19 protein-coding genes are annotated in these 24,261 nt (G+C 73.1%); 4 read left to right on the forward strand and 15 right to left on the reverse strand.

Annotated elements, in window-relative coordinates:
* Window positions 1-63 precede the first annotated feature (63 nt).
* The 10 genes from ABTZ91_RS09580 to ABTZ91_RS09625 form a co-directional block, all read right to left on the reverse strand.
* Window positions 64-3,771 (reverse strand): ThuA domain-containing protein, encoded by a 3,708-nt coding sequence (locus tag ABTZ91_RS09580; protein ID WP_352076569.1) that lies wholly within the window; start codon window positions 3,769-3,771, stop codon window positions 64-66.
* Between the two features lie 256 nt (window positions 3,772-4,027).
* Window positions 4,028-5,032, reverse strand: a complete 1,005-nt coding sequence (locus tag ABTZ91_RS09585; protein WP_352076570.1) for a sugar phosphate isomerase/epimerase family protein — start codon at window positions 5,030-5,032, stop codon at window positions 4,028-4,030.
* A gap of 27 nt (window positions 5,033-5,059) precedes the next feature.
* A complete protein-coding gene (locus ABTZ91_RS09590; RefSeq protein WP_352076571.1) occupies window positions 5,060-6,250 on the reverse strand; it encodes a Gfo/Idh/MocA family oxidoreductase in 1,191 nt (396 codons plus the stop codon).
* A gap of 96 nt (window positions 6,251-6,346) precedes the next feature.
* Window positions 6,347-7,396 carry a substrate-binding domain-containing protein gene (locus ABTZ91_RS09595; protein WP_352076572.1) on the reverse strand — a complete coding sequence of 350 codons (1,050 nt, stop codon included), beginning with the start codon at window positions 7,394-7,396 and terminating at the stop codon, window positions 6,347-6,349.
* A gap of 42 nt (window positions 7,397-7,438) precedes the next feature.
* Window positions 7,439-8,437, reverse strand: a complete 999-nt coding sequence (locus ABTZ91_RS09600) for an ABC transporter permease (protein ID WP_352076573.1) — start codon at window positions 8,435-8,437, stop codon at window positions 7,439-7,441.
* Window positions 8,434-9,924 carry a sugar ABC transporter ATP-binding protein gene (locus ABTZ91_RS09605; RefSeq protein WP_407077931.1) on the reverse strand — a complete coding sequence of 497 codons (1,491 nt, stop codon included), beginning with the start codon at window positions 9,922-9,924 and terminating at the stop codon, window positions 8,434-8,436. The genes ABTZ91_RS09600 and ABTZ91_RS09605 overlap by 4 nt, the downstream gene beginning before the upstream one ends.
* 249 nt (window positions 9,925-10,173) lie before the next feature.
* The gene (locus ABTZ91_RS09610; RefSeq protein ID WP_352076575.1) at window positions 10,174-11,355 is read right to left on the reverse strand and encodes an ROK family transcriptional regulator; all 1,182 of its coding nucleotides are present in this window, start codon (window positions 11,353-11,355) and stop codon (window positions 10,174-10,176) included.
* Between the two features lie 188 nt (window positions 11,356-11,543).
* Window positions 11,544-12,248 carry a class F sortase gene (locus tag ABTZ91_RS09615; protein WP_352076576.1) on the reverse strand — a complete coding sequence of 235 codons (705 nt, stop codon included), beginning with the start codon at window positions 12,246-12,248 and terminating at the stop codon, window positions 11,544-11,546.
* 90 nt (window positions 12,249-12,338) lie between these two features.
* The gene (locus tag ABTZ91_RS09620) at window positions 12,339-13,124 is read right to left on the reverse strand and encodes a hypothetical protein (protein ID WP_352076577.1); all 786 of its coding nucleotides are present in this window, start codon (window positions 13,122-13,124) and stop codon (window positions 12,339-12,341) included.
* A gap of 354 nt (window positions 13,125-13,478) precedes the next feature.
* Window positions 13,479-14,432, reverse strand: coding sequence for a beta-ketoacyl-ACP synthase III (locus ABTZ91_RS09625; RefSeq protein WP_352076578.1), 954 nt, complete (start codon window positions 14,430-14,432; stop codon window positions 13,479-13,481).
* 217 nt (window positions 14,433-14,649) lie between these two features.
* On the opposite strand from ABTZ91_RS09625, the gene fdhD reads away from it, so the two are divergent.
* The gene (fdhD, locus tag ABTZ91_RS09630; protein WP_352076579.1) at window positions 14,650-15,501 is read left to right on the forward strand and encodes a formate dehydrogenase accessory sulfurtransferase FdhD; all 852 of its coding nucleotides are present in this window, start codon (window positions 14,650-14,652) and stop codon (window positions 15,499-15,501) included.
* A 63-nt stretch (window positions 15,502-15,564) separates the two neighbouring features.
* On the opposite strand, the gene ABTZ91_RS09635 is transcribed toward fdhD, so the two are convergent.
* The 3 genes from ABTZ91_RS09635 to ABTZ91_RS09645 all read right to left on the reverse strand — a co-directional run bounded on the left by ABTZ91_RS09635 (window position 15,565) and on the right by ABTZ91_RS09645 (window position 17,945).
* Window positions 15,565-15,948 carry a (2Fe-2S) ferredoxin domain-containing protein gene (locus tag ABTZ91_RS09635; protein WP_352076580.1) on the reverse strand — a complete coding sequence of 128 codons (384 nt, stop codon included), beginning with the start codon at window positions 15,946-15,948 and terminating at the stop codon, window positions 15,565-15,567.
* Entirely contained in the window at window positions 15,945-16,466 is a 522-nt protein-coding gene (locus tag ABTZ91_RS09640) for an isochorismatase family protein (RefSeq protein WP_352076581.1), read from the reverse strand. The genes ABTZ91_RS09635 and ABTZ91_RS09640 overlap by 4 nt, the downstream gene beginning before the upstream one ends.
* Before the next feature lie 225 nt (window positions 16,467-16,691).
* Window positions 16,692-17,945, reverse strand: a complete 1,254-nt coding sequence (locus ABTZ91_RS09645) for a bile acid:sodium symporter (RefSeq protein WP_352076582.1) — start codon at window positions 17,943-17,945, stop codon at window positions 16,692-16,694.
* A gap of 109 nt (window positions 17,946-18,054) precedes the next feature.
* On the opposite strand from ABTZ91_RS09645, the gene ABTZ91_RS09650 reads away from it, so the two are divergent.
* The 3 genes from ABTZ91_RS09650 (at window position 18,055) to ABTZ91_RS09660 (ending at window position 22,101) form a co-directional block, all read left to right on the forward strand.
* Window positions 18,055-18,930, forward strand: a complete 876-nt coding sequence (locus ABTZ91_RS09650) for a LysR substrate-binding domain-containing protein (RefSeq protein WP_352076583.1) — start codon at window positions 18,055-18,057, stop codon at window positions 18,928-18,930.
* Between the two features lie 281 nt (window positions 18,931-19,211).
* Complete coding sequence (locus ABTZ91_RS09655; protein WP_352076584.1) at window positions 19,212-21,041, forward strand: long-chain fatty acid--CoA ligase; 1,830 nt, start codon at window positions 19,212-19,214, stop codon at window positions 21,039-21,041.
* 265 nt (window positions 21,042-21,306) lie between these two features.
* A complete protein-coding gene (locus ABTZ91_RS09660; RefSeq protein WP_352076701.1) occupies window positions 21,307-22,101 on the forward strand; it encodes an aldo/keto reductase in 795 nt (264 codons plus the stop codon).
* A 56-nt stretch (window positions 22,102-22,157) separates the two neighbouring features.
* Here ABTZ91_RS09660 and ABTZ91_RS09665 read toward each other — a convergent pair whose 3' ends face one another.
* Together ABTZ91_RS09665 and ABTZ91_RS09670 are read right to left on the reverse strand one after the other, a co-directional pair.
* Window positions 22,158-23,189, reverse strand: coding sequence for a class I SAM-dependent methyltransferase (locus ABTZ91_RS09665; protein WP_352076585.1), 1,032 nt, complete (start codon window positions 23,187-23,189; stop codon window positions 22,158-22,160).
* 87 nt (window positions 23,190-23,276) lie between these two features.
* Window positions 23,277-24,209 carry an AraC family transcriptional regulator gene (locus ABTZ91_RS09670; protein WP_352076586.1) on the reverse strand — a complete coding sequence of 311 codons (933 nt, stop codon included), beginning with the start codon at window positions 24,207-24,209 and terminating at the stop codon, window positions 23,277-23,279.
* Between the last annotated feature and the right edge of the window lie 52 nt (window positions 24,210-24,261).

Here is a 24,261-nt window from a genome sequence, read left to right on the forward strand (position 1 = left end):
GAGGGGTGGCGGCGGGCGGGGGGTACGGCGCCTCCCCGCCCGCCGCCGGCCGGTGGGGAGCCGCTAGGTGGCGAGCTCCTTGACGCGGATGTTCCGGAAGGAGACCTGGTCCTCGGCTCCGTGGTTCTGGAGGCCGATGTGGCCGTCGGCGAGGCTGCGGGCCGGGTCGGTGTTGGTGAAGTCGTTGATCTTCACGCCGTTGAGGAAGACCTGGAGCCGTTCGCCCCGGACCCGGATCTCGTAGCTGTTCCACTGGCCGGGCGGCCGCAGGACCTGGTCGCGGGCCTGGAGGTCGGCGGACTTGAAGCCGTAGACGGCGCCGGTGGTGCGGTCGGGGGCGTCGCTGGCGTCGATCTGGATCTCGTAGCCGTTGTGGACGGCCGACCAGGGGTCGTCGGAGGCGGGGAAGCCCACGAAGATCCCGGAGTTGTCGTCGCCGTCCACCTTCCAGTCGAGGGTGAGGGAGTACGACCGGAACTCCTTGGCCTGGTACCAGAGCAGGCCCATGCCGCCGGTGGAGCGCAGTTCGCCGTCGACGACGTCGAAGCCGCCGGGGCCCGCCTGCTTCCAGCCTTCCCTGGTCTCGCCGTTGAAGAGGGTGCGGTAGCCGGTCTGGGGCCGGCAGTCGGCGCTGACCTGGCCGGTGGCGTAGCGCAGTCCGCCGAGGAGGTGCTGCCGGAAGGCGGGTTCGGTGTAGGACTCCTTGGTGTGGCCGCCGCCGGTGTAGAAGGACCGTCCGCCGCCGTAGGACTTGCACCAGGCGATGGGGTGGTCGCCCTTCATGGTGCCGCCGCTGTAGCTGGTCTCGTCGAGGGTGGCGAGGATGCGGGCCTGTCCGCGCGGGTTGGTGCGGTAGTTGTACCACTCGTCGGTGCGCTGCCAGGTGCCGTCGAGGTGGGCGGTGGCGGGGTGGTCGTGGTCCTCGACGCGGACGGTGGCGGGCTGGATGTGCGGGTGGGAGTGGAAGTGGGCGCCGACGAGGCCGCCGTAGAACTCCCAGTCGTATTCGGTGTCGGCGGCGGCGTGGACGCCCAGGTAGCCGCCGCCGTTGGCCACGTAGTTCTCGAAGGCGGTCTGCTGGTCGGCGTCGAGGACGTCGCCGGTGGTGGAGAGGAAGACGACGGCGTCGTAGCGGGCGAGGTTGTTCGTGGTGAACTGGCGTGGCTCTTCGGTGGCGTCGACGGTGATGCCGCTGCCCGCGCCGAGTTCCCTGAGGGCGGTGATGCCGGCCGGGATGGAGTCGTGGCGGAAGCCGGCGGTGCGGGAGAAGACGAGGACGCGCTTGGCGGTGCGGTCGACGGGGGTGTCGGAGAGGGTGAAGTCGTCGAGGTCGTAGAGGGCTCCGGCGCCGCCCTTGAAGACCAGGAAGAGTTCGGTGGTGCGGCGCGGTACGTTGCGCAGGGGCACGTCGACGTCCTGGAAGGTCTCCCAGCCGCCGGTGACGGGGACGGCCGCGGAGCCGAGGAGGGTGCCGGTGGGTGATCCGGTGCGGACCTCCAGGAAGCCTCCGGCGCCGCCGGAGGAGACGCGGGCGGTCAGCCTGGTCGATCCGGCGAGCTGGTAGGGCGCGAAGGAGATCCAGTCGCCGTCGTGGATGTCGCCGACGGTACGGCCGCCGTGTGCCTGGGTCTTGTCGTAGGTACGGATGCCGGTCTGGCGGTCGAAGTGCTCGGCCTGGCGGTGCCGGGGCTGGAGCTTGGCCTGGTCGCTGCCGGTGAGGGCGGCCTGGCCGCCGCCTCCGCCGTCGGTGTACTCGGCGTTGAAGACGCCGAAGATGTTGGCGTCGTCGTCGTGGCCGCCGTCGGAGTCGGTCCTGATGGTGCCCGTGCAGCCGTGGGCGGTGGTGACGGGGTGGCCGTGGCTGTCGTGGCCGAGAATGTAGGTGACCTTGACCTTGGCGCAGTCGATCGGTCCGGTGGCGCCGTCCTCCGGGTCGGTGACGGTCACCTTGAACGGCACCTCGTCGCCGAAGCTGAACAAGGCTCCGTCAGCGGGCAGTTCGAGGGTCACCTTGGGTGCGGTGTTGCCGACGACGACGCGGACGGAGGCCGAGCCGGTGCGGCCCGAGGGGTCCTTGGCGGTGACGGTCGCGGTGTAGGTGCCGTTCTTGCGGTACGTGTGGGTGGGGTGGGCGGCGGTCGAGGTGCCGCCGTCGCCGAAGTCCCAGGTGTAGGTGAGGGCGTCGCCGTCGGCGTCGGTGGTTCCGGCGGAGGAGAAGGCGACCCTGAGGGGTGCGACGCCGGAGGTCTTGTTCGCGCTCGCCTCGGCGACCGGGGAGCGGCCGTCGGTGGCGTTCTCGATCCGGTAGAGGCCGGAGTTGTGGTCGCCGCCGAACCAGGCGGTCCCGTAGTCGAGGACGTAGAGCGCGCCGTCGGGTCCGAAGGACATGTCCATCACCTGGGTGCCGGTCCAGGGCACGGGGTTGATGGACTGGACGGTGCCGTCGGCGCCGTGTTCGATGCGCTTGATCCAGCGTCGTCCGAACTCGCCGGCGAAGAAGTCGCCGTCGTAGGACTCGGGAAACTTCACCGGGGAGGTGGAGGCGGGGTCGTAGCGGTAGACGGGGCCGCCCATGGGGGATTCGGAGCCGCTGCCGAACTCGGGTACGGATCCGCCGTTGTAGGGGATCCAGGCGGGTTCGGCGGGTGGCAGGTCGACGAGTCCGGTGTTGTGCGGGGAGTCGTTCTTGGGGGCGGCGCAGTCGAAGGCGGCGCCGGAGGTCTTGGTGGCGAAGTCGTAGTCGACGTAGGGCTCGTTGTTGCCGGTGCAGAAGGGCCAGCCGTAGTTGCCGGGCTTGGTGACGCGGGCGAACTCGACCTGTCCGGCGGGGCCGCGCAGCGGGTCGGCGGCGCCGGCGTCGGGGCCGTAGTCGCCGACGTAGAGGACGCCGGTGGTCTTGTCGACGCTGAAGCGGAAGGGGTTGCGGAAGCCCATGGCGTAGATCTCGGGCCGGGTCCGGTCGGTGCCGGGGGCGAAGAGGTTGCCGGCGGGGACGGTGTAGGAGCCGTCCTCGGCGACCTTGATGCGCAGGATCTTGCCGCGCAGGTCGTTGGTGTTGCCGGAGGTGCGGCGGGCGTCGTAGGCGGGGTTGCGGCTGGGGCGTTCGTCGATGGGGGTGAAGCCGTCGGAGGCGAAGGGGTTGGAGTCGTCGCCGGTCGACAGGTAGAGGTTGCCCTGGGCGTCGAAGTCGATGTCGCCGCCGACGTGGCAGCAGATGCCGCGGGTGGCGGGGATGTCGATGACCTTCTTCTCGCTGGCGTTGTCCAGGGTGAAGTCGGCGTTCAGGGTGAAGCGGGAGAGCCGGTTGACGCCGTCGTACGGCGCGAAGTCGGCGGGGGTGCCTTCGTTGGGGGCGTCGCCTGCGGGGGTGGTGAGCGGCGGCGCGTAGTAGAGGTAGATGGCGCGGTTGCGGGCGAAGTCGGGGTCGAGGCCGATGCCTTGGAGGCCTTCCTCGTCGTGGGTGTAGACGGGGACGCGGCCGACGACGGTGGTGTTGCCCGCGGCGTCGGTACGGCGCAGCTCGCCGTTCCGGGAGGTGTGCAGGACGCTGCGGTCGGGGAGCACGGCCAGCGACATGGGTTCGCCGACCTCGGCGGCGCCCTTGGCGAGGGTGACCTGCTGGAACTGCTCGGCCGCGGCGGTGGTGCCGGCCGTGGTGTCCGGTTCGGCCGCCAGGGCCTGGGGGGCGCCGAGGGCGAGCAGTCCGACGGTGAGGAGGGCGAGCGCCTTCCTGGTGCGCAGTCGTCGGGCTCGGGGTGGTTGTCTGTGCACGGATGTCCTCCGGAGGTGGGCCGGGTGTGCGGATGTCCGGGGACCGGCGTGCGCCGTCACGCTGGTCGAGTCGTCCCGTTGCATGCGGTTACGTCATGTACACATCAGGGACCGTAGCGGGCTTGGTCCGGCACGGAAAGCCCTTGTGCACGAGGAGAGTCGAACTTTCTCCTGGATGAGGACAAAGTCGCTCGCGGGCAGCACGGCCCGGCCCGGCGGCGGATCGGCCGCCGGGCGTGGACCTGCTGTTCTCAGCTCAGTCGCCGCCCCCGAAGGCGGCGTCGAAGGATGCCGCGGGAGGGTCGAAATCGAAGCGCCTGAGATGGGCAAGCGCTTCCGGAGCGCCGGTCAGGCGGTCCATGCCGGCGTCCTCCCACTCCACCGAGACGGGCCCCGCGTAACCGATCGAGCGGAGCATCCGGAACACGTCCTCCCACGGCACGTCCCCGTGCCCGGCCGAGACGAAGTCCCAGCCGCGCCGCGGGTCGCCCCAGGGCAGGTGCGAGCCGAGCCGCCCGTTGCGGCCGTCGAGGCGTCTGCGGGCCTCCTTGCAGTCCACGTGGTAGATCCGGTCCCGGAAGTCCCACAGGAAGCCCACCGGATCCAGGTCCTGCCACACGAAGTGACTCGGATCGAAGTTGAGACCGAAGGCCGGCCGGCGGCCGACCGCCTCCAGGGCCCGCTGGGTGGTCCAGTAGTCGTAGGCGATCTCGCTCGGGTGGACCTCGTGCGCGAAACGCACGCCCTCGGCGTCGAAGACGTCCAGGATCGGGTTCCAGCGCTCCGCGAAGTCCTCGAAGCCCCGCTCGACCATCCGCTCCGGCACGGGCGGGAACATCGCCACCAGGTGCCAGATCGACGAGCCGGTGAATCCGACGACGGTGTCCACCCCGAGGGCGGCGGCCGCCCGCGCGGTGTCGGCGATCTCCCGGGCCGCCCGTCGCCGTACGCCCTCGGCGTCGCCGTCGCCCCAGATCCGGGCCGGCACGATCGCCCGGTGGCGCTCGTCGATCGGATGATCACAGACGGCCTGCCCGACCAGATGGTTGGAGATCGCCCAGCACTTCAGTCCGTACTTCTCCAGCAGGGCGCGCCTGCCGTCGATGTACGCGGGGTCGGCGAGCGCCTTATCGACCTCGAAGTGGTCGCCCCAGCAGGCGAGTTCGAGGCCGTCGTAGCCGAAGTCGCGGGCCAGCCGGCAGACCTCCTCCAGGGGCAGGTCGGCCCACTGGCCGGTGAAGAGGGTGAAGGGACGGGGCACGGTCGCGGCCTCCTCGGGGTCCGGTGTCTATGCCGCTGACGGCTGCTGCGGTACGGGGGTGTAGACGGCGTCGTGACGGGCGCTGTGCTCCACCGCCGCCAGGACCCGCTGGACCTGGAGTCCGTCGGCGAAGGACGGCGTCGGGGCGGTCCTGGACGCGATGGCGAGCACCAGGTCGCGGGCCTGGTGGGCGAAGGTGTGCTCGTAGCCGAGCGCGTGCCCGGGCGGCCACCAGCCCTCCAGGTACGGGTGCTCGGGCTCGGTCACGAGGATGCGGCGGAACCCGGCCGAGGCGGCCGGCTCGGTGTGGTCGTGGAAGGACAGCTCGTTGAGCCGCTCCAGGTCGAAGGCGAGCGACCCCTTCTCGCCGTTGATCTCCAGGCGCAGGGCGTTCTTGCGGCCGGCCGCCATCCGGGTCGCCTCGAAGGAGGCCAGCGCCCCCGAGGCCAGCCGCCCCGTGAACAGGGCCGCGTCGTCGACCGTGACCGGCCCGTACGCCCCGGAGCCCGCCCCCGCCGAGAGCCCGGCCGCGACCCCGGCGAGCAGCGGACGCTCCCGTACGAAGGTCTCGGTGAGCGCCGACACCCCCACCAGGGGCTCCCCCGCGAGGAACTGGGCGAGGTCCACGGCGTGCGCCCCGAGGTCCCCGAGCGCTCCCGATCCGGCGTGCTCCCGCTCCAGACGCCAGGTCAGCGGGAAGTCGGGGTCGACCAGCCAGTCCTGGAGATAGGTGACGCGCACGTGCCGCAGCGCGCCGAGCCGACCGTCGGCGATCAGCCGCCGGGCGAAGGACAGGGCGGGGACCCTGCGGTAGTTGAAGCCGACCATGGCGACCTGGCCGCGTGCGGCGGCGGCCTCGGCGGCGGCGGTCATCAGCTCCGCCTCGGCGACCGAGTTGGCGAGGGGTTTCTCGCACAGCACGTGCTTGCCGGCCTCCAGGGCGGCGACCGCGATCTCCGCGTGGCTGTCGCCGGGCGTGCACACGTCGACGAGCTGGACGTCGTCGCGGGCGACGAGGGCGCGCCAGTCGGTCTCCGCCGCCGCCCAGCCGTGCCGGCCGGCGGCGGCGCGGACCGCGGCGGCGTCCCGGCCGGCCACGGCGGCGAGCACCGGCCGCAGCGGCAGGTCGAACACGCGCCCCGCGGTGCGCCAGCCCTGTGAGTGGGCGGCGCCCATGAAGGCGTAGCCGACCATCCCGACGCCGAGCGTCTCTTCCATGTGGTTCCTCCCGTTTCGTGGTGCGGCCGCCGGTCGGCCCGTCCGTCGCCGGTCGGCCCGTCCGTCGCCGCCGGTCCACCGGTGCCTCGCGGCGGGTCAGTTGAAGCCGGTGGGCAGGTACTCGTCGACGTTCTCCTTGGTGACGACGGCGGAGTAGAGGGTGATCGAGGCGGGGATCTCCAGTTCGGCCATGCCGCCGACGCCCTTCTTCTGGCCGAGGGCGCGGGCCAGGTCGATCGCGGAGGCGGCCATGGTCGGCGGGTAGAGCACGGTGGCCTTGAGCACGCCGGTGTCCGCCTTGATGGCGTCCATGGCGGAGCGGGCGCCGGCGCCGCCGACCATGAGGAAGTCCTTGCGGCCGGCCTGTGCGATGGCCCGCAGGGCCCCCACGCCCTGGTCGTCGTCGTGGTTCCACAGCGCGTCGAACTTCGGCTGCGCCTGGAGCAGTTGGGCCATCTTGGCCTGGCCCGACTCGACGGTGAAGTCGGCGGCCTGGCGGGCCACCTTGGTGATGTTGGGGTAGTTCCTCAGGGCGTCGTCGAAGCCCTGGGTGCGCTGTTTGGTGAGCTCCAGGCTGTCCATGCCGGCGAGTTCGATCACCTTGGCGTTCGGCTTGTCCTTGAGCTTCTCGCCGATGTAGCGGCCCGCGTTGAGGCCCATGCCGTAGTTGTCGCCGCCGATCCAGCAGCGGTACGCCTGCGGGGAGGCGAAGATCCGGTCGAGGTTGATGACGGGGATGCCGGCCTTCATGGCCTGGAGGCCCACCTGGGTGAGGGCCTTGCCGTCGGCGGGGAGGATGACGAGGACGTCGACCTTCTTGTTGATGAGGGTCTGGATCTGGCCGATCTGGGTGGCGGTGTCGTTGGAGCCCTCGGTGATCTCCAGGGTGACGTCGGCGTACTTCGCGGCGCGGTCCTTGGCGTTCTGGTTGATGGCGTTGAGCCAGCCGTGGTCGGCCTGGGGGCCGGCGAAGCCGATGGTGACGGGGGTGCCGGGCTTGTCCTCGGCGACGGGGACGCCGGAGGCGGCCGGGGACTGGTTCTTCGGTTCGTTGCTGGTGCAGGCGGTGAGCAGGGCGCCGGCGGAGACGGCGGCGCCGCCGAACAGGAGGGATCTGCGGCTGGTCGCGGCGGGGGATGCGGACATGGCGGATCGACCCTTCGAGCGTGGCAACGGGGGTGAGGGGGCTCAGGCGTCGGCGTCGCGGGCGGTGCGGCGCTGGACCAGGACGGCGGCGACGATGATCGCGCCCTTGGCGATCTGCTGGACGTCGCTCTGCAGGTTGTTGAGGGCGAAGATGTTGGTGATCGTGGTGAAGACCAGGACACCGAGGACGGAGCCGACGATGGTGCCGCGGCCACCGCTGAGGAGGGTGCCGCCGATGATGGCGGCGGCGATGGCGTCGAGCTCGTACAGATTGCCGTTGGTGTTCTGTCCGGAGCCGGACAGGACGATCAGCAGGAAGGCGGCGATGCCGCAGCACAGGCCGGAGAGCAGGTAGAGGTAGAGGCGCTGGCGGCGGACGTCGATGCCGGCGAGGCGGGCGGCCTCGGCGTTGCCGCCGACGGCGACGGTGCGGCGGCCGAAGGTGGTCCGGTTCAGCAGCAGCCAGCCGACGACGGTGACCGCGGCGAAGACGAGGACCAGCGGCGGGATGCCGAGGACGTACGCGTCGGGGACGCCGAGGTCGAGGACCGACTGCACGGTGACGATCTGGGTGCGGCCGTCGGTGATCTGCAGGGCCAGGCCGCGGGCCGAGGCCAGCATGGCCAGGGTCGCGATGAACGGCACCAGCCGGCCGTAGGCGACGAGCAGTCCGTTGACGAGCCCGCAGCCGAGACCCACGACCACGGCGGTGAAGAGGATCCCCGCGAAGCCGTACTCCTGGGTGGCGACGGTGGTGGCCCACACGGAGGCGAGCGCGACGATCGCGCCGACCGAGAGGTCGATGCCGCCGCTGGTGATGACGAAGGTCATGCCGACGGTGACGACTCCGATGACGGAGGCCTGGGTGAGGACGAGCTGGAGGTTGGACGTCGCCAGGAACTCCGCGGGCCGGGTGAGGCCGCCGACCGCGATCAGCGCGGCGAGGACGCCGAGCAGGGACAGGTTGCGCACGTCGGGGGCGAAGCCGAGTGCGCGCCGGCCCGGCTCGCGCACGGGGGACTTGGCGGTGGACAGGCTCATGCCGCGGGACTCCCTTCCATCACGAGGTCGAGTACGCGGTGTTCGTCGAGGTCGCGGGCGGGTGCGGTGTGCACCACCCGGCCCTCGCGCAGGACCAGGACGCGGTCGGCGAGGCCGAGGACCTCGGGGACCTCGCTGGAGACGAGGAGCACCGCGAGCCCCTCGTCGGCGAGTCGGCGGATCACCGCGTACAGCTCGGCGCGGGCGCCGACGTCGACGCCTCGGGTCGGCTCGTCGAGCAGCAGCACGCGGCAGCCGCGCAGCAGCCAGCGGGCGAGGACGGCCTTCTGCTGGTTGCCGCCGGACAGGGTGCGGACGTGGGCCTCGGGGTGGTCGGGGCGCAGCGACAGGGCGCGGGTGGCGGTGCGGGCCGCGTCGCGTTCGGCGCCGCGGTCGATCCAGCCGGCGCGGGAGAAGCGGGCGAGGGAGGACACGGAGACGTTGCGGGTGACGGACTCCCGCATGAGCAGGGCCTGGGCCTTGCGTTCCTCGGGGGCGAGGCCGAGGCCGGCACGGACGGCGGCGCGGACGCTGCCGGGGCGCAGCGGCCGGCCGTCGACGAGGACGCGGCCCGCGGTGGCCCGGCGGGCGCCGTAGACGGTCTCCAGGATCTCGGAGCGCCCGGAGCCGACGAGTCCGGCGAGCCCGACGATCTCCCCGGGCCGTACCTCCAGGTCGAGCGGTGCGAACTCGCCGGTGCGGGCGAGCCCTTCGACCTGCAGGACGGGTTCGGCGCGGGGCGGCTCGGCGGGCCGCTCGGGGAACACGTACGGGACGTCCCGGCCGGTCATCAGGGAGACGATCTCGCGGGTGGGGGTGGTGGCGGCGGGCAGTCCGCCGGCGACGGCGCGGCCGTCCTTGAGGACGGTGACCCGGTCGCCGATCCTGCGGATCTCCTCCAGGCGGTGGGAGATGTAGACGACGGCGACGCCGTCGGCGGTGAGGGATGCGACGATACGGAACAGGTTGGCGACCTCGTCGGGGTCGAGCGCGGCGGACGGCTCGTCCATCACGATGAGGCGTACGTCGTGGGACAGTGCCCGCGCCATGGACACGACCTGCCGCTGTGCGGCGGACAGTTCGCCGACGAGCCGGGCGGGATCGATCTCGGGGTGGCCGAGGCGGGCGAGCAGGCCGGCGGCGGTGGCGCGGGCGTGGCGGGAGCGGACGACGAACCCGGCGGTGGTCGGCTCGTGCCCGAGGTGGACGTTCTCGGCGACGGAGAGCCCTTCGACGAGGTCGAGCTCCTGGTAGATGGTGGCGATGCCGAGCCGGACGGCGGCGCTGGGCGAGCGGAGGCGGACCGTTTCGCCGCGCCAGGTGACGGTGCCGCCGTCCGGCTGGTGGGCGCCGGCGAGGACCTTGATGAGGGTGGACTTTCCGGCGCCGTTCTGACCGAGGAGGCAGTGCACCTCACCGGGGCGCACCTCCAGGTCGACGCCGTCGAGGGCGCGGACTCCGGGGAAGGACTTGGTGATGCCGGACATGGTGAGCAGGGGCGGGGACGGGGGAGGTTCCGGTGCCATGACGAAGTTCCCCTCGGCGGATGCGGCCGTGAGCGGGCAGGGTGGGACCAGGGGGCGGACCCGGGGGCGGACCAGGGTGGGATCAGGAGTGGATCAGGTGTGGATCAGGAGTGGACCAGAGGGCGGTACGGGCGTGCTCCGGCCGCCGGACGGAGGGCGACAGGCGACGAGCGACAGGCGACAGGCGACGGGCGACGAGCGACGGGCCGGCTACGCCGGTGAGAAGACGTGGTCGCTGATGAGGCGGGCCGCGCCGATGACACCGGCGGTGTGGCCCAACTCCCCCAGCACGATGGGAAGGTTGCCGGTGGCCAGCGGAAGGGACTGACGGTAGACCTGGGTGCGGACACTGGCGAGGAGGTTGTGACCGAGGCCGGTGACGCCGCCGCCGATCACCACCAGACCGGGGTTGAAGAAGCTGACGAGTCCGGCGATGACCTGCCCGACCCGGTTGCCGCCCTCACGGATGAGGGCGAGCGAGGTGGCGTCACCGGCGGCCGCGGCCGCCGCGACGTCGACGGCGGTGAGCCGGCCGGCCGCGGCGAGGCGGGCGGCGAGCTCGTCGGACCGTCCGCCACGTGCCGCCTCCTCCGCGTCGCGGGCCAGCGCGGCGCCGCTGAAGTGGGCCTCCAGGCAGCCCGTGTTGCCGCACGCGCAGGGGCGGCCGCCCGGGTCGACCTGGATGTGGCCGATGTCGCCGGCGCTGCCGGTGGTTCCCCGGTAGACGCTTCCGCCGACGACGATGCCGCAGCCGATGCCGGTGCCGATCTTGACGCAGAGGAAGTCACCCACGGAGCGGGCGACTCCGGCGTGCTGCTCCCCCATGGCCATGAGGTTCACGTCGTTGTCGACCATGACGGGGCAGCCGAGTTCCTGGCTGAGCGCCTCCCGTACGGGAAAGCCGTCCCAGCCGGGCATGATCGGCGGGGCGACCGGGACGCCCTCGGGAAAGCGGACCGGTCCGGGGACGCCGATCCCGGCACCGTCGAAGCCCTCGGCGAGGCCGGAGGCGCGCAGCTTCGCCGCCATCGCCAGGGCCTGTTCGAAGATCGCGACGGGGCCCTCGCGGACGTCCATCGGGTGGTTGAGGTGCCCGAGCACCTCCAACTCGGCGTTGGTGACGGCGACGTCGATGGAGGTGGCGCCGATGTCGATACCGAGGAAGCGGAGTTCGGGCGCGAGCCGGATGTTGTGCGAGCGGCGTCCGCCGCGCGAGGCGGCGAGTCCGTCCGCGACGACGAGGCCGGTGTCGAGCAGCCGGTCGACCTCGACGGCGAGCTTGGAGCGCGAGAGGTCGATCTGATCGCCCAGCTGTGCGCGGGAGTTGGGTCCTCCGTCACGCAGCAGCCGGAGAAGTCGCGCCTGGTGCGTGTTGGCAGGTCGTGCCGTCATGCGTCTCACGCGCCCCTCCCCTTTGGCTTGTTCGCTGCCGTCCTGTCGGGCTTTCGAGGGGAACGTAGCAGCGGTGTCCGGGGGTGGGAAGAAGTTGCGCAGCAATCGGTCCCGACTTTTTCCCGAGCGAGGACAAAGAGTGGATGGTGCCCGGCAAAGCGGACGCGGGGTCCTCTCCCGCGGCGTGCTCAGCGCACCTCGGTCAGGCGGGCCGAGACCACCACGTTGCCCTGGTACCCACCGTCCGGCGCGTACGGGCCGCCGCAGGTGATCAGCCGGAGTTCCGGGGCGCCGGTGGAGCCGTAGACCCGCTCGGCGGGGAAGCCCTCCGTCGGGACGACCTCGATCCCGTACACCGCGAACACGGCCGTCCGTCCGTCGGCGCGGGCGATCTCGACGCGCTGCCCCCGGGCGAGCGCCCCGAGGCCGTGGAAGACGGCCGGCCCGCCCTTCGGGGTGTCGACATGGCCGACGACGACGGCGGTGCCCCGCTCGCCGGGGGTGACGGAGCCGGCGAACCAGCCCGCCGGGCCTCGCTCGTTCGGGGCCGGGGCCTCGATCCAGCCTTCGCGGTCCAGGCCCACCCGGGTCACCGGGGCGTCGATCCGGACGGCGGGCACGCGGACTCGTACGGGGGGTGCGGCGGGCAGCGGATCGGGGACGGCGCCGGTGGCGGACGGGCCCCGGCCGGGCGCCGCGGCGGCCGTCGGCTGCGGGGGGCCGTCGGGCGGCGGGTACGCCGACCCGCCGCGTACGAGATGCACGCCCACGAGGAGCACGACGGCGACGAGGCCCCAGGCGCCACGCCGTCCCGGAGGGCCGCCGGTCGGTCCGCTCGGTCCGCTCGACTCGCTCGGTCCGCTCGACCCGCTGGACCCGCTCGGTCCGTGCACGTGCGACCCGACCTCTCCTCGTGCCTTCTTCTCGCGTCGTGTGGCGCTCCTCCGCCCCGGACCTCGTCACACCGGGGCGGAGGAGCCGTCTCAGGACCCGGTCCCGGTGCCCTCCCGACGGCGCAGCAGCACCACGGCGGCGCCGACCGCGCCGGCGATGAGCACGCTGCCGGTGACCACCTCGGCGGTGCCGGCCCCCTCGTCGGATCCGGTGCCGAAGCCCGCCCGCACGCCCTTGTGGGCGGGCGGCGAGGGGACGGTGGGACGGGCGGTCGGGTGACCGGTGGGGTGACCGGTCGGGTGGGCGCCGCCCTTGATGGTGAGGGTCGTGGTGCCCCGTTCGCCCTTGCAGTCGAAGGTGACCTCGTACTCGGCGCCGGCCTTGGCGTCGGCGTAGACGGTCGCGGTCCCCGGGCGCCCGTCCTTCAGGGTGACCGTGTCGAAGACCGGGGACTCGACGGTCACGGTGGGCGCCTCGCAGCCGTCGGACTTCAGCGTCACGGTGCCGCCGGGGGCGACGGTCGACGGCGTGACCGAGAAGCCGAAGGAGGTGATGCCGTGCCCGGTGCCGTCCTTCGCGGAACCACCGCCGTCGGGGAGGTCGCCCAAGGGGAGGTCACCGAACGGGATGTCACCGCCGACCTCGCCGGTCCCGCCGCTCTCGCCGACCTCGCCGGTCCCGCCGCTCTCGCCGGTCTCGGGGCCGCTCTCCGGTGGGACACCGCCCTCCGGTACGGGCGGGCCGGCGTCCAGCGCGGGGACGCCGCCGTCGGCCGGGCCGCCCTCGTCGGCCACGGCCGCGGGCCCGGACAGCACGAGGGCGGCGGCGAGCGGGCCGAGCAGGACTGCCGAGGCGGCGGCGCGTATCGCGCGCATGGGGTTCCTCCAGATCACGCGAGGGCGGACGGGCGGAGGGCTTCCGCGGCGGGGGGCCGCCGAGCGGACCCTCGCCGCGTTCGAAGCTAGGCGCGCGCCGCGCGCCCCGCCACCGGGCTCCGCCGAACGGGCCACCCGGCTCCGCCGACGGAGGACGCCGCCGTTCAGGCTCCCGCTCACGCCACCCCGCGCGCCCGTTCACCGGTTCTCGGGGCACGCGGTCCACGCGGACCCGGCTCACGCAGATCCGGCTCGCGCGGGTCCGGCTCCTCACGCCACCTGCCTCACGCGGACCCGGCTCACGGCCCGGCCTCACGGCACCTTCCTCACGCGGACCCGGCTCGCGCCCACGCCTCACGGCACCAGGACGACCTGCCCCGCGTACGAGAGGTTCCCGCCGAAGCCGAAGAGCAGCACCGGGGCGCCGGAGGGGAGTTCGCCGCGTTCGACCAGCTTGGACAGGGCGAGCGGTACGGAGGCGGCCGAGGTGTTGCCGGAGTCGACGACGTCGCGGGCGACGACCGCGTTGACCGCGCCGATCTTCGCGGCGAGCGGCTCGACGATCCGCAGATTGGCCTGGTGGAGCACCACGCCGGCCAGTTCCTCGGGGGCCGTCCCCGAACGTTCGCAGACCTGCCGGGCGAGCGCCGGGAGCTTCTGGGTGGCCCAGCGGTAGACGGCCTGGCCCTCCTGGGCGAAGCGCGGCGGGGTGCCCTCGATGCGGACGGCGTGGCCCATCTCGGGGACCGAGCCCCACAGGACGGGGCCGATGCCGGCGGTGGCGCCGTCGCCGGGCTCCGTGGCCTCGACGACCGCGGCGCCCGCGCCGTCGCCGACGAGGACGCAGGTGGTGCGGTCGGTCCAGTCGGTCACGTCGGTCATCTTGTCGGCGCCGATGACCAGCGCGCGGCGGGCGGCGCCGGCCCGGATCGCGTGGTCGGCGGTGGCGAGGGCGTGGGTGAAGCCGGCGCAGACCACGTTGAGGTCCATGGTGGCGGGCGAGGCCATGCCGAGGCGGGCCGCGACGCGGGCGGCGGTGTTCGGCGAGCGGTCGATCGCGGTGGAGGTGGCGACGAGCACCAGGTCGATGTCGCCGGGAGTGAGGCCGGCGGCGGCGAGTGCCTTGCCCGCGGCGTGCGCGGCGAGTTCGTCGACCGGCTCCTCGGGTCCCGCGACGTGCCGGGTGCGGATGCCGACCCGGCTGGTGATCCACGCGTCGCTGGTGTCGACGAGGGCGGCCAGGTCGTCGTTGGTGAGCACCTTGGCGGGCTGGTAGTGCCCGAGCGCGGCGATTCGTGTGCCCGTCATGCCCGGGACCCCCTAGGTGGTTCGATCGTCGGTTGGTTCGTACGGCAGGATCCCCCAGTCTCGCCAGCGACTGATGGGTAACAGGTGACGTAAACCACCAAGATTCCCCCGAAGTGCCTGTTCGACCGTGACAAGAGGAGAATGGGCCGGTCAGGCCCCTGGGGGCGTTCCGCGGGGACGGCGACGTCCCGCACGGACAGAATCGAGTGCAGCGACCATGGGACGGGTCACCGAGCGACGGCGTGTGGTGCGCATCAGGGGCGGGGCGGTGAGCACGCGGCCGGACACGCTGGTGGCGGAGGAGCCGCTGGAGATCCGGCTGAACGGCCGGCCGATCGCGATCACCATGCGCACACCGGGTGACGACTTCGCGCTGGCGGCCGGTTTCCTGGTGAGCGAGGGCGTCCTCGCGACGGCCTCGGACGTACGGAACATCGTGTACTGCGCGGGGGCGACCGAGGACGGCTCCAACACGTACAACGTGGTGGACGTACAGCTGGCGCCGGGTGTGGCCGTCCCCGACATCACGCTGGAGCGGAACGTCTACACCACGTCCTCCTGCGGCCTGTGCGGGAAGGCGAGCCTGGACGCCGTCCGCACCACGGCCCGCTTCCCCATCGCCGACGCTCCGCCGCTGCGGCTCGCGCCGGGCCTGCTCGCCGAACTGCCGGAGCGGCTGCGGGCGGCGCAGCGGGTCTTCGACCGGACCGGCGGCCTGCACGCGGCGGCACTCTTCTCCGAGGAGGGCGAGCTGCTCGACGTACGGGAGGACGTGGGGCGGCACAACGCCGTGGACAAGCTGGTGGGGCGGGCGCTGCGGGAGGGCCGGCTGCCGCTGGAGCGGGCGGTGCTGCTGGTGTCGGGGCGGGCCTCGTTCGAGCTGGCGCAGAAGGCGGTGATGGCGGGCGTGCCGGTGCTCGCGGCGGTGTCGGCGCCGTCGTCGCTCGCGGTGGACCTGGCGGTCGAGTCCGGTCTCACGCTGGTCGGTTTTCTGCGCGGGCCGGACATGAACGTGTACGCGGGCGAGCACCGGATCGACCTGGAGGCGGTCCCGGAGCCCGCCCCGTAACGGCGTCCCGGAGCCCGCCCGTGACGGCGTCCCGGAGCCCGCCCCGTGACGGCGGACGGGCCGTCAGTCGCGCGGCGGGTCGATCATCTGGAGTTCGAGGGCGGCCGGGGGCGGGGCGATGCCGGGGCCGCCCGCCGCGGTCCAGGCGAGGACCTCGTCCAGGCAGTCCTGGTCGGCGCTCCAGCCGATCCAGGCGGCCCGGCCGCCCCGGCGGCGCCCCTCGGTGGAGGGCTGGACCACGAGCACATTGGCCTGGGCGCAGGGTCCGAGGCAGTCGCTGGTACGGACGACGAGGCGGCCACCGGAGGCCGCGGCGGCCTCCTGGAGGCGGGCGAGCTGGCCGGCGTGGTCCATGCCGGGGTTCTTGCGCGGGTCGCCGCAGCAGCAGCCGCGGCAGACGACGAGGGAGCAGGGGCGGGCCCCGTACCGTATCGGCACGCGGGTCACTCGGGGCCGCCGAGGGTGATCGCTTCGGTGGTGGCGACGGTGCCGAGGCGCGGGAAGTCCAGCTGGACGGAGGCGCGGTGCTCGTCGGCGGTGAGGGCGGTCATGGCGTCCTCGGCGAAGACGAGGTCGTAGCCGAGGTCGGCGGCGGCGCGGGCGGTGGACTCGACGCCGAGGTTGGTGGCGATGCCGCCGAACACGAGGGTGGTCACGCCGCGCCCGCTGAGCAGCTCGTGGAGCCCGGTGCCCTGGAACCCGCCGATGGTGCGCTTGACGACGACGTCGTCGCCGTCGTGGACGAGTTCGGCGACGAGGTCGCTGCCGGGCGGCTGGGTGTCGACGCCGGGCCGTTCGACCCGGATGTGGACGACGGGCGCGCCGGCGGTACGGAAGCCGGCGGCGAGGCGGCCGGCCGCGGCGAGGACGTCGGTGCCGGGGCGGGGGGCGAGCGGCAGCGCGACGATGCGTTCCATCAGGTCGACGAGGACGAGCGCGGTGCGGTCGGGATCGAGTGCGGGCATGGGAGCACCGTATCGGGCCCGATGATCACCTCGGGGCGGTCGGCGGTGTGATCCCGCCAACGCAGTCGGTGGGTTCGAGGGCGATACGGCGGAGCATCGCGAGGAACCGGTCCCGCTCGGCGGGTTCGAGGGGGGCGAGGAGCTCTTCGTTGGCCCGGGCTGCGAGGCGGCGGCAGCGTTCGGGGCACCGGTCCGGCGCCCGGAACGGGCGCGGCCAGGCCCTGCCTACCGCACCGCCCCCTGCGCGCCCTCGGACGCGGGCACGGCCTCAGGCGCGAGCACGGCCTCAGGGGCGCCCTCAGGCTCAGGCGCGGCGCGCCGGTCATCGGCGCCGCCTCCGGCGGAAGCGGCCTCCCCCACCGAACCGGCCTCCCCCACCGAACCGACGTCTCCCTCCGAAGCGGCCTCCCCCACCGAACCGACGTCTCCCTCCGAAGCGGCCTCCCCCACCGAACCGACGTCTCCCTCCGAAGCGGCCTCCCCCACCGCCTCGGGGTCGCGGGAGCGGCGGCGGGCGATCAGGGCGCAGACGACCAGCTGCATCTGGTGGAAGAGCATCAGCGGGAGCACGGCGAGCGAGGCGTGGGCGCCGAAGAGGACGCTCGCCATGGGCAGCCCGGCCGCGAGGCTCTTCTTGGAGCCGGCGAACTGGATGGCGATCCGGTCCTCGCGGCCGAAGCCGAGCCGGCGGGCCCCGTACCAGGTCAGCGCCAGCATGACGGCGAGCAGCACGGCCTCGGCGACGAGGAGCAGGCCCAGCCTCGCGGGGGTCACGAGGTGCCAGACGCCCTGTGTCATGCCCGCGCTGAAGGCCGTGTAGACGACGAGGAGGATCGAGCCGCGGTCGACGAGACCGAGGACCTTCTTGTGCCGGGCGACGAATCCGCCGATCCAGCGGCGCAGCAGCTGCCCCGCCAGGAACGGCACGAGCAGCTGGAGCACGATCTTGACGACGGAGTCGGCGGAGAGGCCGCCCGCGCCGCCGAGGAGGAGCGCGGCGAGCAGCGGGGTGAGGAGGATGCCGGCGAGGGAGGAGAAGGAGCCGGCGCAGAGGGCGGCGGGCACGTTGCCGCGGGCGATCGAGGTGAAGGCGATCGAGGACTGGATGGTGGACGGCACCAGGCAGAGGAAGAGGAAGCCGCCGTACAGGTCGGGGCTGAGGACCGTCGGCACGAGCCCCCGCGCGGCCAGTCCGAGCAGCGGGAAGAGGAGGAAGGTGCAGGCGAGGACGGTGACGTGGAGTCGCCAGTGCCGAAGCCCCTCCCACGCCTCGCGGGTGGACAGGCGCGCCCCGTAGAGGAAGAAGAGCAGCGCGACGGCTCCCGTGGAGGCGCCGTTCGCGACCGTCGCCGCCGTCCCGGAGGCGGGCAGCAGCGCGGCGAGCCCGACCGTGGCGAGCAGCGCCAGGAGGTACGGGTCGACCGGCAGCCAGGAGGGGAGGAGGGGCCGACGGGGGCCGCGAGACGTGCGGGAGCTCATGGGTCCATCCTGGTCGACGGCCCGGCGATCGGGAATCCCGTACAGCGCACTGACTGTCATCACGAGACGCGATAGCCGGGGGGACCGGCGGGCGGTAGCGTGGGCGGGCGTGTACGAGCCCACCCAGCTGCGCACCTTCCTCGCGGTCGCCCAGACCCTGAGCTTCACCCAGGCCGCCCGGCGGCTCGGGCTGCGCCAGTCGACCGTCAGCCAGCATGTGCGGCGCCTGGAGGAGGCGACCGGCCGGCCGCTCTTCGTCCGTGACACCCACGGCGTGGAGCTGACCGAGGACGGCGAGGCGATGCTCGGGTTCGCGCGCACGATCCTGGAGGCGCACGAGCGGGCGGCCGCCTTCTTCACGGGGACGCGGCTGCGCGGCCGGCTGCGTTTCGGCGCCTCGGAGGACTTCGTGACCACGCGGCTGCCGGAGATCCTGGAGGCGTTCCGGCGCGAGCACCCGGAGGTCGACCTGGAGCTCACGGTCGAGTTGTCGGGGACGCTCCAGTCCCGTCTGGAGGCGGGGCGGCTCGATCTGATCTTGGCCAAGCGGCGCGGGGACCAGGCGGAACTGGGCGGCGAGGAGCTGGTCTGGCAGGACGTGCTGGTGTGGATCGGGGCGCCGCGGCTGCGGCTGGATCCGGACCGTCCGGTGCCGCTGATCGTCTATCCGCCGCCGGGGATCACCCGGGCCCGCGCCCTGGAGGCGCTCCAGGCGCAGGGGCGGGCGTGGCGGATCGCCTGTACGAGTTCGAGCCTGAGCGCCAACGTGGCGGCGGCACGGGCGGGGCTCGGCGTGATGGCGCACACCCGGGGACTGGTGCCGCCCGGTCTGGTGGAGCTGCCGGCCCGCACGGGGCTGCCCGAGCTCGGTACCGTCGACTTCGTGCTGCGCAAGGGGCGGCGGCGCGGGGCGACGCAGGAGGCGGTGGACGCGCTGGCCGCGGCGATCCTGGCGGGCGGCGACCGGCTCCACCGCCCGCGCTGACACGGGCCCGGGCCGCAGGGAGCGGGCCTCAGGGCCTGACGACGCCCGGGTGAGCGGTCCGTACAGATTCCGTGGAGATTCCCGGCCACCGGGTCTTACCGGTGGTTCGGCAAGGCCCCCCTCCCCTCGCCCACTTGTCCGTTTTCCGGCCGCTGACCAGTGGATACGTGCAATGTCGCGGCTTGGTGAAGGTTCTCCCGCCGCGCCGCACCGTGGGGTAGGTTCACCGGCGCCGTACGGAGCGCGATGTCGAACGGTCGAACGGGGGAAGGAGCAGGTCAGTGCGCGAGTTCACCGTGCCGCCCGTCGAGGCGGCGCCTCAGGTCGGCGGTCTGGCGGACGCCGTGTTCGACCACGCCGAGCGGCAGCCGGACCGGGTCGCGCTCGGCCGCAAGGACGCCGAAGGCCGGTGGCAGGACGTGACGGCCGCGCGGTTCCGGGACGAGGTCCTGGCGCTGGCGAAGGGGCTGATCGCGCAGGGTGTGCGGTTCGGCGACCGGGTCGCGATCATGGCGCGGACCCGCTACGAGTGGACGCTGTTCGACTTCGCGCTGTGGACGCTGGGCGCGCAGCCGGTCCCGGTCTATCCGACCTCCTCCACCGAGCAGGTGTACTGGATGCTGCACGACGCCGAGGTGACGGCGTGCGTGGTGGAGCACGAGGACCATGCGATGACGATCGGTTCGGTGATCGACCGGCTGCCGCGGCTGCAGCGCCTGTGGCAGCTGGACGCGGGCGAGGGCGCGGTCGCCGAGCTGATGGCGGCGGGTGCGGACATCGACGAGGACGTGGTGCACCGGCACCGCAAGGCGGTGACGCCCGAGTCGGTCGCGACGGTGATCTACACCTCGGGCACCACGGGCCGCCCCAAGGGCTGTGTGATCACCCATGCCAACTTCATGTTCGAGACGGACATGCTGATCGGCCGCTGGGAGCCGGTCTTCCACTCCCGGCCGGGCGACGAGGCGTCCACCCTCCTCTTCCTGCCGCTCGCGCATGTCTTCGGGCGGATGGTGGAGGTGGCGGCGGTCCGGGGCGGGGTGAAGCTGGGCCATCAGCCGGTGCTCGCCGCCTCGGCGCTGCTGCCGGATCTGCAGGCCTTCCGGCCGAGCTTCGTGCTCGCGGTGCCGTACGTCTTCGAGAAGGTCTTCCACGCGGCCCGCCGCAAGGCGGAGGCGGAGGGGAAGCGGGGCCCGTTCGACAAGGCCGTGGACGTGGCGGTCCGCTACGCGGAGGCGCTGGAGCACAGGGCCTTCGGCCTCGGTCCCGGGCCGTCGGCGGCACTGCGGATGCAGCACCAGTTCTTCGAGAAGACGGTGTACGGGAAGGTCCGCGAGGCGCTCGGCGGCCGGGTGCGGCACGCGATGTCGGGCGGCTCGGGCATGGACCGGCGGCTCGGCCTCTTCTTCGAGGGCGCCGGAGTCACGATCTACGAGGGGTACGGCCTGACGGAGTCCTCGGCGGCGGCGACGGCGAACCCGCCCGAGCGCACCAAGTACGGGACGGTGGGGCAGCCGGTGCCGGGGACGACGGTGCACATCGCGGAGGACGGGGAGGTGTGGCTGCACGGTGGCCATGTCTTCTCCGGCTATCTGAACAACCCGCAGGCGACCGCCGCGGTGCTGAACGACGGCTGGCTGGCGACCGGCGATCTGGGCGTGCTCGACGAGGACGGCTATCTGACGATCACCGGGCGCAAGAAGGAGATCCTGGTGACGGCGAGCGGCAAGAGCGTCTCGCCGGCGGGTCTGGAGGAGCGGGTGCGGGCGCATCCGCTGGTGGCCCAGTGCATCGTGGTGGGCAACGACCGGCCGTATGTGGCGGCCCTCGTGACGCTGGATCAGGAGGCGGTGGAGCACTGGCTGGCGATGCAGAACCGGCCGCCGCTGCCGCCGGCGGAGCTCGTGCACGACCCTGCCCTGGAGACGGAGATCCGGCGGGCGGTCGTGGCGGCCAACACGCTGGTTTCCCAGGCGGAGTCGATCCGCACCTTCCGGATCCTGGCGCATCCGTTCAGCGAGGAGCACGGGCTGCTCACCCCCTCCCTCAAGCTGAAGCGGAAGGCGATCGAACAGGCGTACGCGGCGGAGGTCGACGCGCTGTACCGCTGACAGCCCTCTCAGCGGGTCCCGCGCCGGGGGCGGCCGACACGGGGCAGGGCCCGGGTACACGTACGGGCTCCGGCTCCGGCTCCGGCTCCGGCTCCGGCTCCGGCTCCGGCGGTATTTTCTCCGGCGGTATTTTCTCCGGCTCGGCGGAATGCGATCGGGCCGGTGATCGTTGAGGCTGGGTGGAGTGAACCGACGACGTTAGGAACGACCCCTCGTGAGCACGGACACCAAGGTCCCCTTCCTCACCCTGAACAACGACGTGCGGATGCCGCAGCTCGGCTTCGGCGTCTGGCAGGTGCCGGACGACGAGGCCGAGCAGGTCGTGGTGACCGCCCTCGAGGCCGGCTACCGCTCCATCGACACGGCCGCCATCTATGAGAACGAGACGGGCACGGGCAAGGCCCTCGCCGCCTCGGGGCTCCCCCGCGAGGAGCTCTTCGTCACCACCAAGCTGTGGAACAGCGAGCAGGGCTACGACTCGACGCTGCGGGCCTTCGACGCCTCGCTGGCCAAGCTGGGCCTGGACTACGTCGACCTGTACCTGATCCACTGGCCGGTACCGGCGAAGGACGCGTACGTCGACACCTACCGGGCCTTCGAGAAGATCCTGGCCGACGGCCGGGCCCGGGCCATCGGCGTGTCCAACTTCCTGCCCGAGCACCTGGAGCGGCTGATCGGCGAGACCTCCGTCGTGCCGGCCGTCAACCAGATCGAGCTGCACCCGCAGCTCCAGCAGGCCGCCTCCCGCGAGGCGCACGCCCGTCACGGCATCGCCACCGAGGCCTGGTCGCCGCTCGGGCAGGGCAAGGGCCTCCTGGAGGTCCCGGCGATCGTGGCGATCGCCCGGAAGCACGGTCGCACCCCGGCGCAGGTGGTGCTGCGCTGGCACCTCCAGGTCGGGAACGTGGTGATCCCGAAGTCGGTGACCCCGTCCCGTATCCAGGAGAACATCGACGTCTTCGACTTTGAGCTGGACGCCGAGGACCTGGCGGCCGTCGCCGCGCTCGACGAGGGCCACCGGCTCGGCCCGGACCCGGCCGCGTTCAACGCCGGCGCCTGACCCGGACCGGCCGCCTCAGGCCGTCTCAGGCCGTCCTCAGGCCGGCTCGAACCGTCTCAGGCCGGCTTGCGTGCCGTGTGGACCGTACGGGCGGTGAGCAGGTAGAGGTCCGGGCGCTGGTGCAGGGACAGCGGATCGGCCTGGTCGAGCAGCCGGTCGACGGCGGCGAGGTCGTCGTCGGCAAGGCGCTCGGCCAGGCCCTCCCGCAGCCGCGCGTAGTGGGCGACGACCTGCTCGCGGACGGCGGCCGGCAGCGGCGCGGGGACGTCGCAGAGGAAGCTGCGGGTGCCGCTCAGGGTGAGTCCGGCGTCGGCGAGGAGCGCGCCCCAGTCGTCGATCTCCTCCTTGGTGTCGGGCAGACCGGCCCGCATCTCGCCGAACCAGTCGGCGTTCGCCGCGTCGAGCCGGGCCTCCAGGCCGGGCCGGCCGATGCCCTGGTTCCACGGCAGGTGGCGGCAGGGCAGCCCGCCCTCGGCCAGGGCGATCAGACCGCCGGGGTTCAGCACGTCGGCGAAGGCGGCGAGAGCGGCCCGCTGGTCGCCGATGTGGTGCAGCGAGTTGCTGGCCCAGACGAGGTCGGCGGTGCCCAGGGCACCGAAGTCCTCGGGAAGGTCGGCGCGCAGGGTGCTCACCCGGTCGCCGACACCCCGGGCGTCGGCCCGCTCCCGGGCGAGGGCGAGGAGTTCGGGGGTGGCGTCGACGGCGACGACCTCGGCCTCGGGGAACGCCTCGGCGAGCAGGACCGTGACGACACCGGGTCCGCTGCCGAAGTCCAGGACCCGGCGGACCGAGGCCGCCGGGGCGAGGGAGGCGAGCCAGGCGGCGGCCTCCGCGTAGAGCGGAATCTGGGTCTCCGCCTGCTGCGTGAGCAGCGGGGCGAGGCGCGCCCAGTCGACGTCGGAGCCGTCGTGGTGGCCATGGCCGTGCCCATGACCGGGGCCGGGCGCGTGGCCGGGGCCGGGCGCGTGGCCGGGGCCGGCCGCGTGGCCATGGCGGTGGGGCTGGTGGGGCCGGTGGTTCGGGTCGTTCTGGTGGCTCTGGTGGTTCTGGTGGTCGTGACCCTGGGGGTCATGATCGCGTGCGCTCATGAGAACAGGGTGCGACGCCGTCGGCCCACGCGCGAGAAAACTTGCCGGTCCGGCAAGCCATGCCCAAGGCGTGGCCGAACGCGCTGGTCAACCGTGTCCGCGGTACTCCTGGGGGCTGATCCCCCGCACCCGCTTGAACGCGGCGCTCAGCGCGAAGGCGCTGCTGTAACCGACCCGGCGGGCGACCGACTCGACGGTCGCGTCCGCCCGCCTCAGCAGGTCGGCGGCGTGCGCCAGGCGGCGTCCGGTGAGGTACGCCATCGGGGGCTCCCCCACCAGGTCGGTGAAGCGGCGGGCCAGTGCCGCCCGTGAGACGCCGACCTCCTCGGCGAGCGAGACGACCGTCCAGGGCCGGGCGGGGTCGTCCTCCAGGAGCCGCAGCGCCCGCCCGACCACCGGGTCGCCCATCGCCCGGTACCAGGCGGGGGCGGCGGCCCCGGGGCGGGCGAACCAGGCACGGACGGCGGCGATGAGCAGCAGGTCGAGGACCCGGTCGAGGACCACGCTCTGACCCGGCTCGTCGCGGGAGATCTCCTCCGCGAGGAAGGGCATCAGCGGGCACCGCCGCACGTTGGCGGGCAGATGGAGCAGTTCGGGCAGCGCGTCGAGGAGCCGTCGGGTGACCTCTCCGGCCAGCTGGTAGGTGCCGACGAGGACGGTGGTGGCGCCGTCGGGGGCGTTGCCCCAGGTCCGTACGCCCAGGTTCATCGACTCGGCGAGCGGCTCGCCGCTCAGGGTGGCGCAGTGGCCGCCGGGGCCGATGACGGCGGTGGGCGGGGCGTCGGGGGTGTGGGCGACGGTGTACGGCTCGGGGCCGCGGGCGATGGCGATGTCACCGGGGCGCAGCAGCACGGGGGCGCCGGTGCCGGGCACGATCCAGGCCTCGCCGTCGGTGACGCACATCAGGCACAGCGGCGCCCGGTCCTCGATCCGTACCGACCAGGGCGGGGCCATGACCATGCGCAGGACGAAGGCGCCCTTGGCGCGGGGCCCGTCGAGGAGACCGGCGAGTGCGTCCATGACGGCCAAGCGTAGACGGAGGCGTATGCGGGTGAGCTCGTGGAGCATGGGC

Origin of the sequence: Streptomyces sp. NPDC126499 (assembly GCF_040302485.1) — a bacterium.
Classification (GTDB): Bacteria; Actinomycetota; Actinomycetes; order Streptomycetales; family Streptomycetaceae; genus Streptomyces.

Bases quoted from the DNA above. Each gene is read 5' to 3' on its own strand.
- ABTZ91_RS09590 (WP_352076571.1), bottom strand. From the start codon at position 6,250: ATGGAAGAGACGCTCGGCGTCGGGATGGTCGGCTACGCCTTCATGGGC.
- ABTZ91_RS09595 (WP_352076572.1), bottom strand. From the start codon at position 7,396: ATGTCCGCATCCCCCGCCGCGACCAGCCGCAGATCCCTCCTGTTCGGC.
- ABTZ91_RS09600 (WP_352076573.1), bottom strand. From the start codon at position 8,437: ATGAGCCTGTCCACCGCCAAGTCCCCCGTGCGCGAGCCGGGCCGGCGC.
- ABTZ91_RS09605 (WP_407077931.1), bottom strand. From the start codon at position 9,924: ATGTCCGGCATCACCAAGTCCTTCCCCGGAGTCCGCGCCCTCGACGGC.
- ABTZ91_RS09610 (WP_352076575.1), bottom strand. From the start codon at position 11,355: ATGACGGCACGACCTGCCAACACGCACCAGGCGCGACTTCTCCGGCTG.
- ABTZ91_RS09620 (WP_352076577.1), bottom strand. From the start codon at position 13,124: ATGCGCGCGATACGCGCCGCCGCCTCGGCAGTCCTGCTCGGCCCGCTC.
- ABTZ91_RS09625 (WP_352076578.1), bottom strand. From the start codon at position 14,432: ATGACGGGCACACGAATCGCCGCGCTCGGGCACTACCAGCCCGCCAAG.
- fdhD (WP_352076579.1), top strand. From the start codon at position 14,650: ATGGGACGGGTCACCGAGCGACGGCGTGTGGTGCGCATCAGGGGCGGG.
- ABTZ91_RS09640 (WP_352076581.1), bottom strand. From the start codon at position 16,466: ATGCCCGCACTCGATCCCGACCGCACCGCGCTCGTCCTCGTCGACCTG.
- ABTZ91_RS09645 (WP_352076582.1), bottom strand. From the start codon at position 17,945: ATGAGCTCCCGCACGTCTCGCGGCCCCCGTCGGCCCCTCCTCCCCTCC.
- ABTZ91_RS09660 (WP_352076701.1), top strand. From the start codon at position 21,307: ATGCCGCAGCTCGGCTTCGGCGTCTGGCAGGTGCCGGACGACGAGGCC.
- ABTZ91_RS09665 (WP_352076585.1), bottom strand. From the start codon at position 23,189: ATGAGCGCACGCGATCATGACCCCCAGGGTCACGACCACCAGAACCAC.
- ABTZ91_RS09670 (WP_352076586.1), bottom strand. From the start codon at position 24,209: ATGGACGCACTCGCCGGTCTCCTCGACGGGCCCCGCGCCAAGGGCGCC.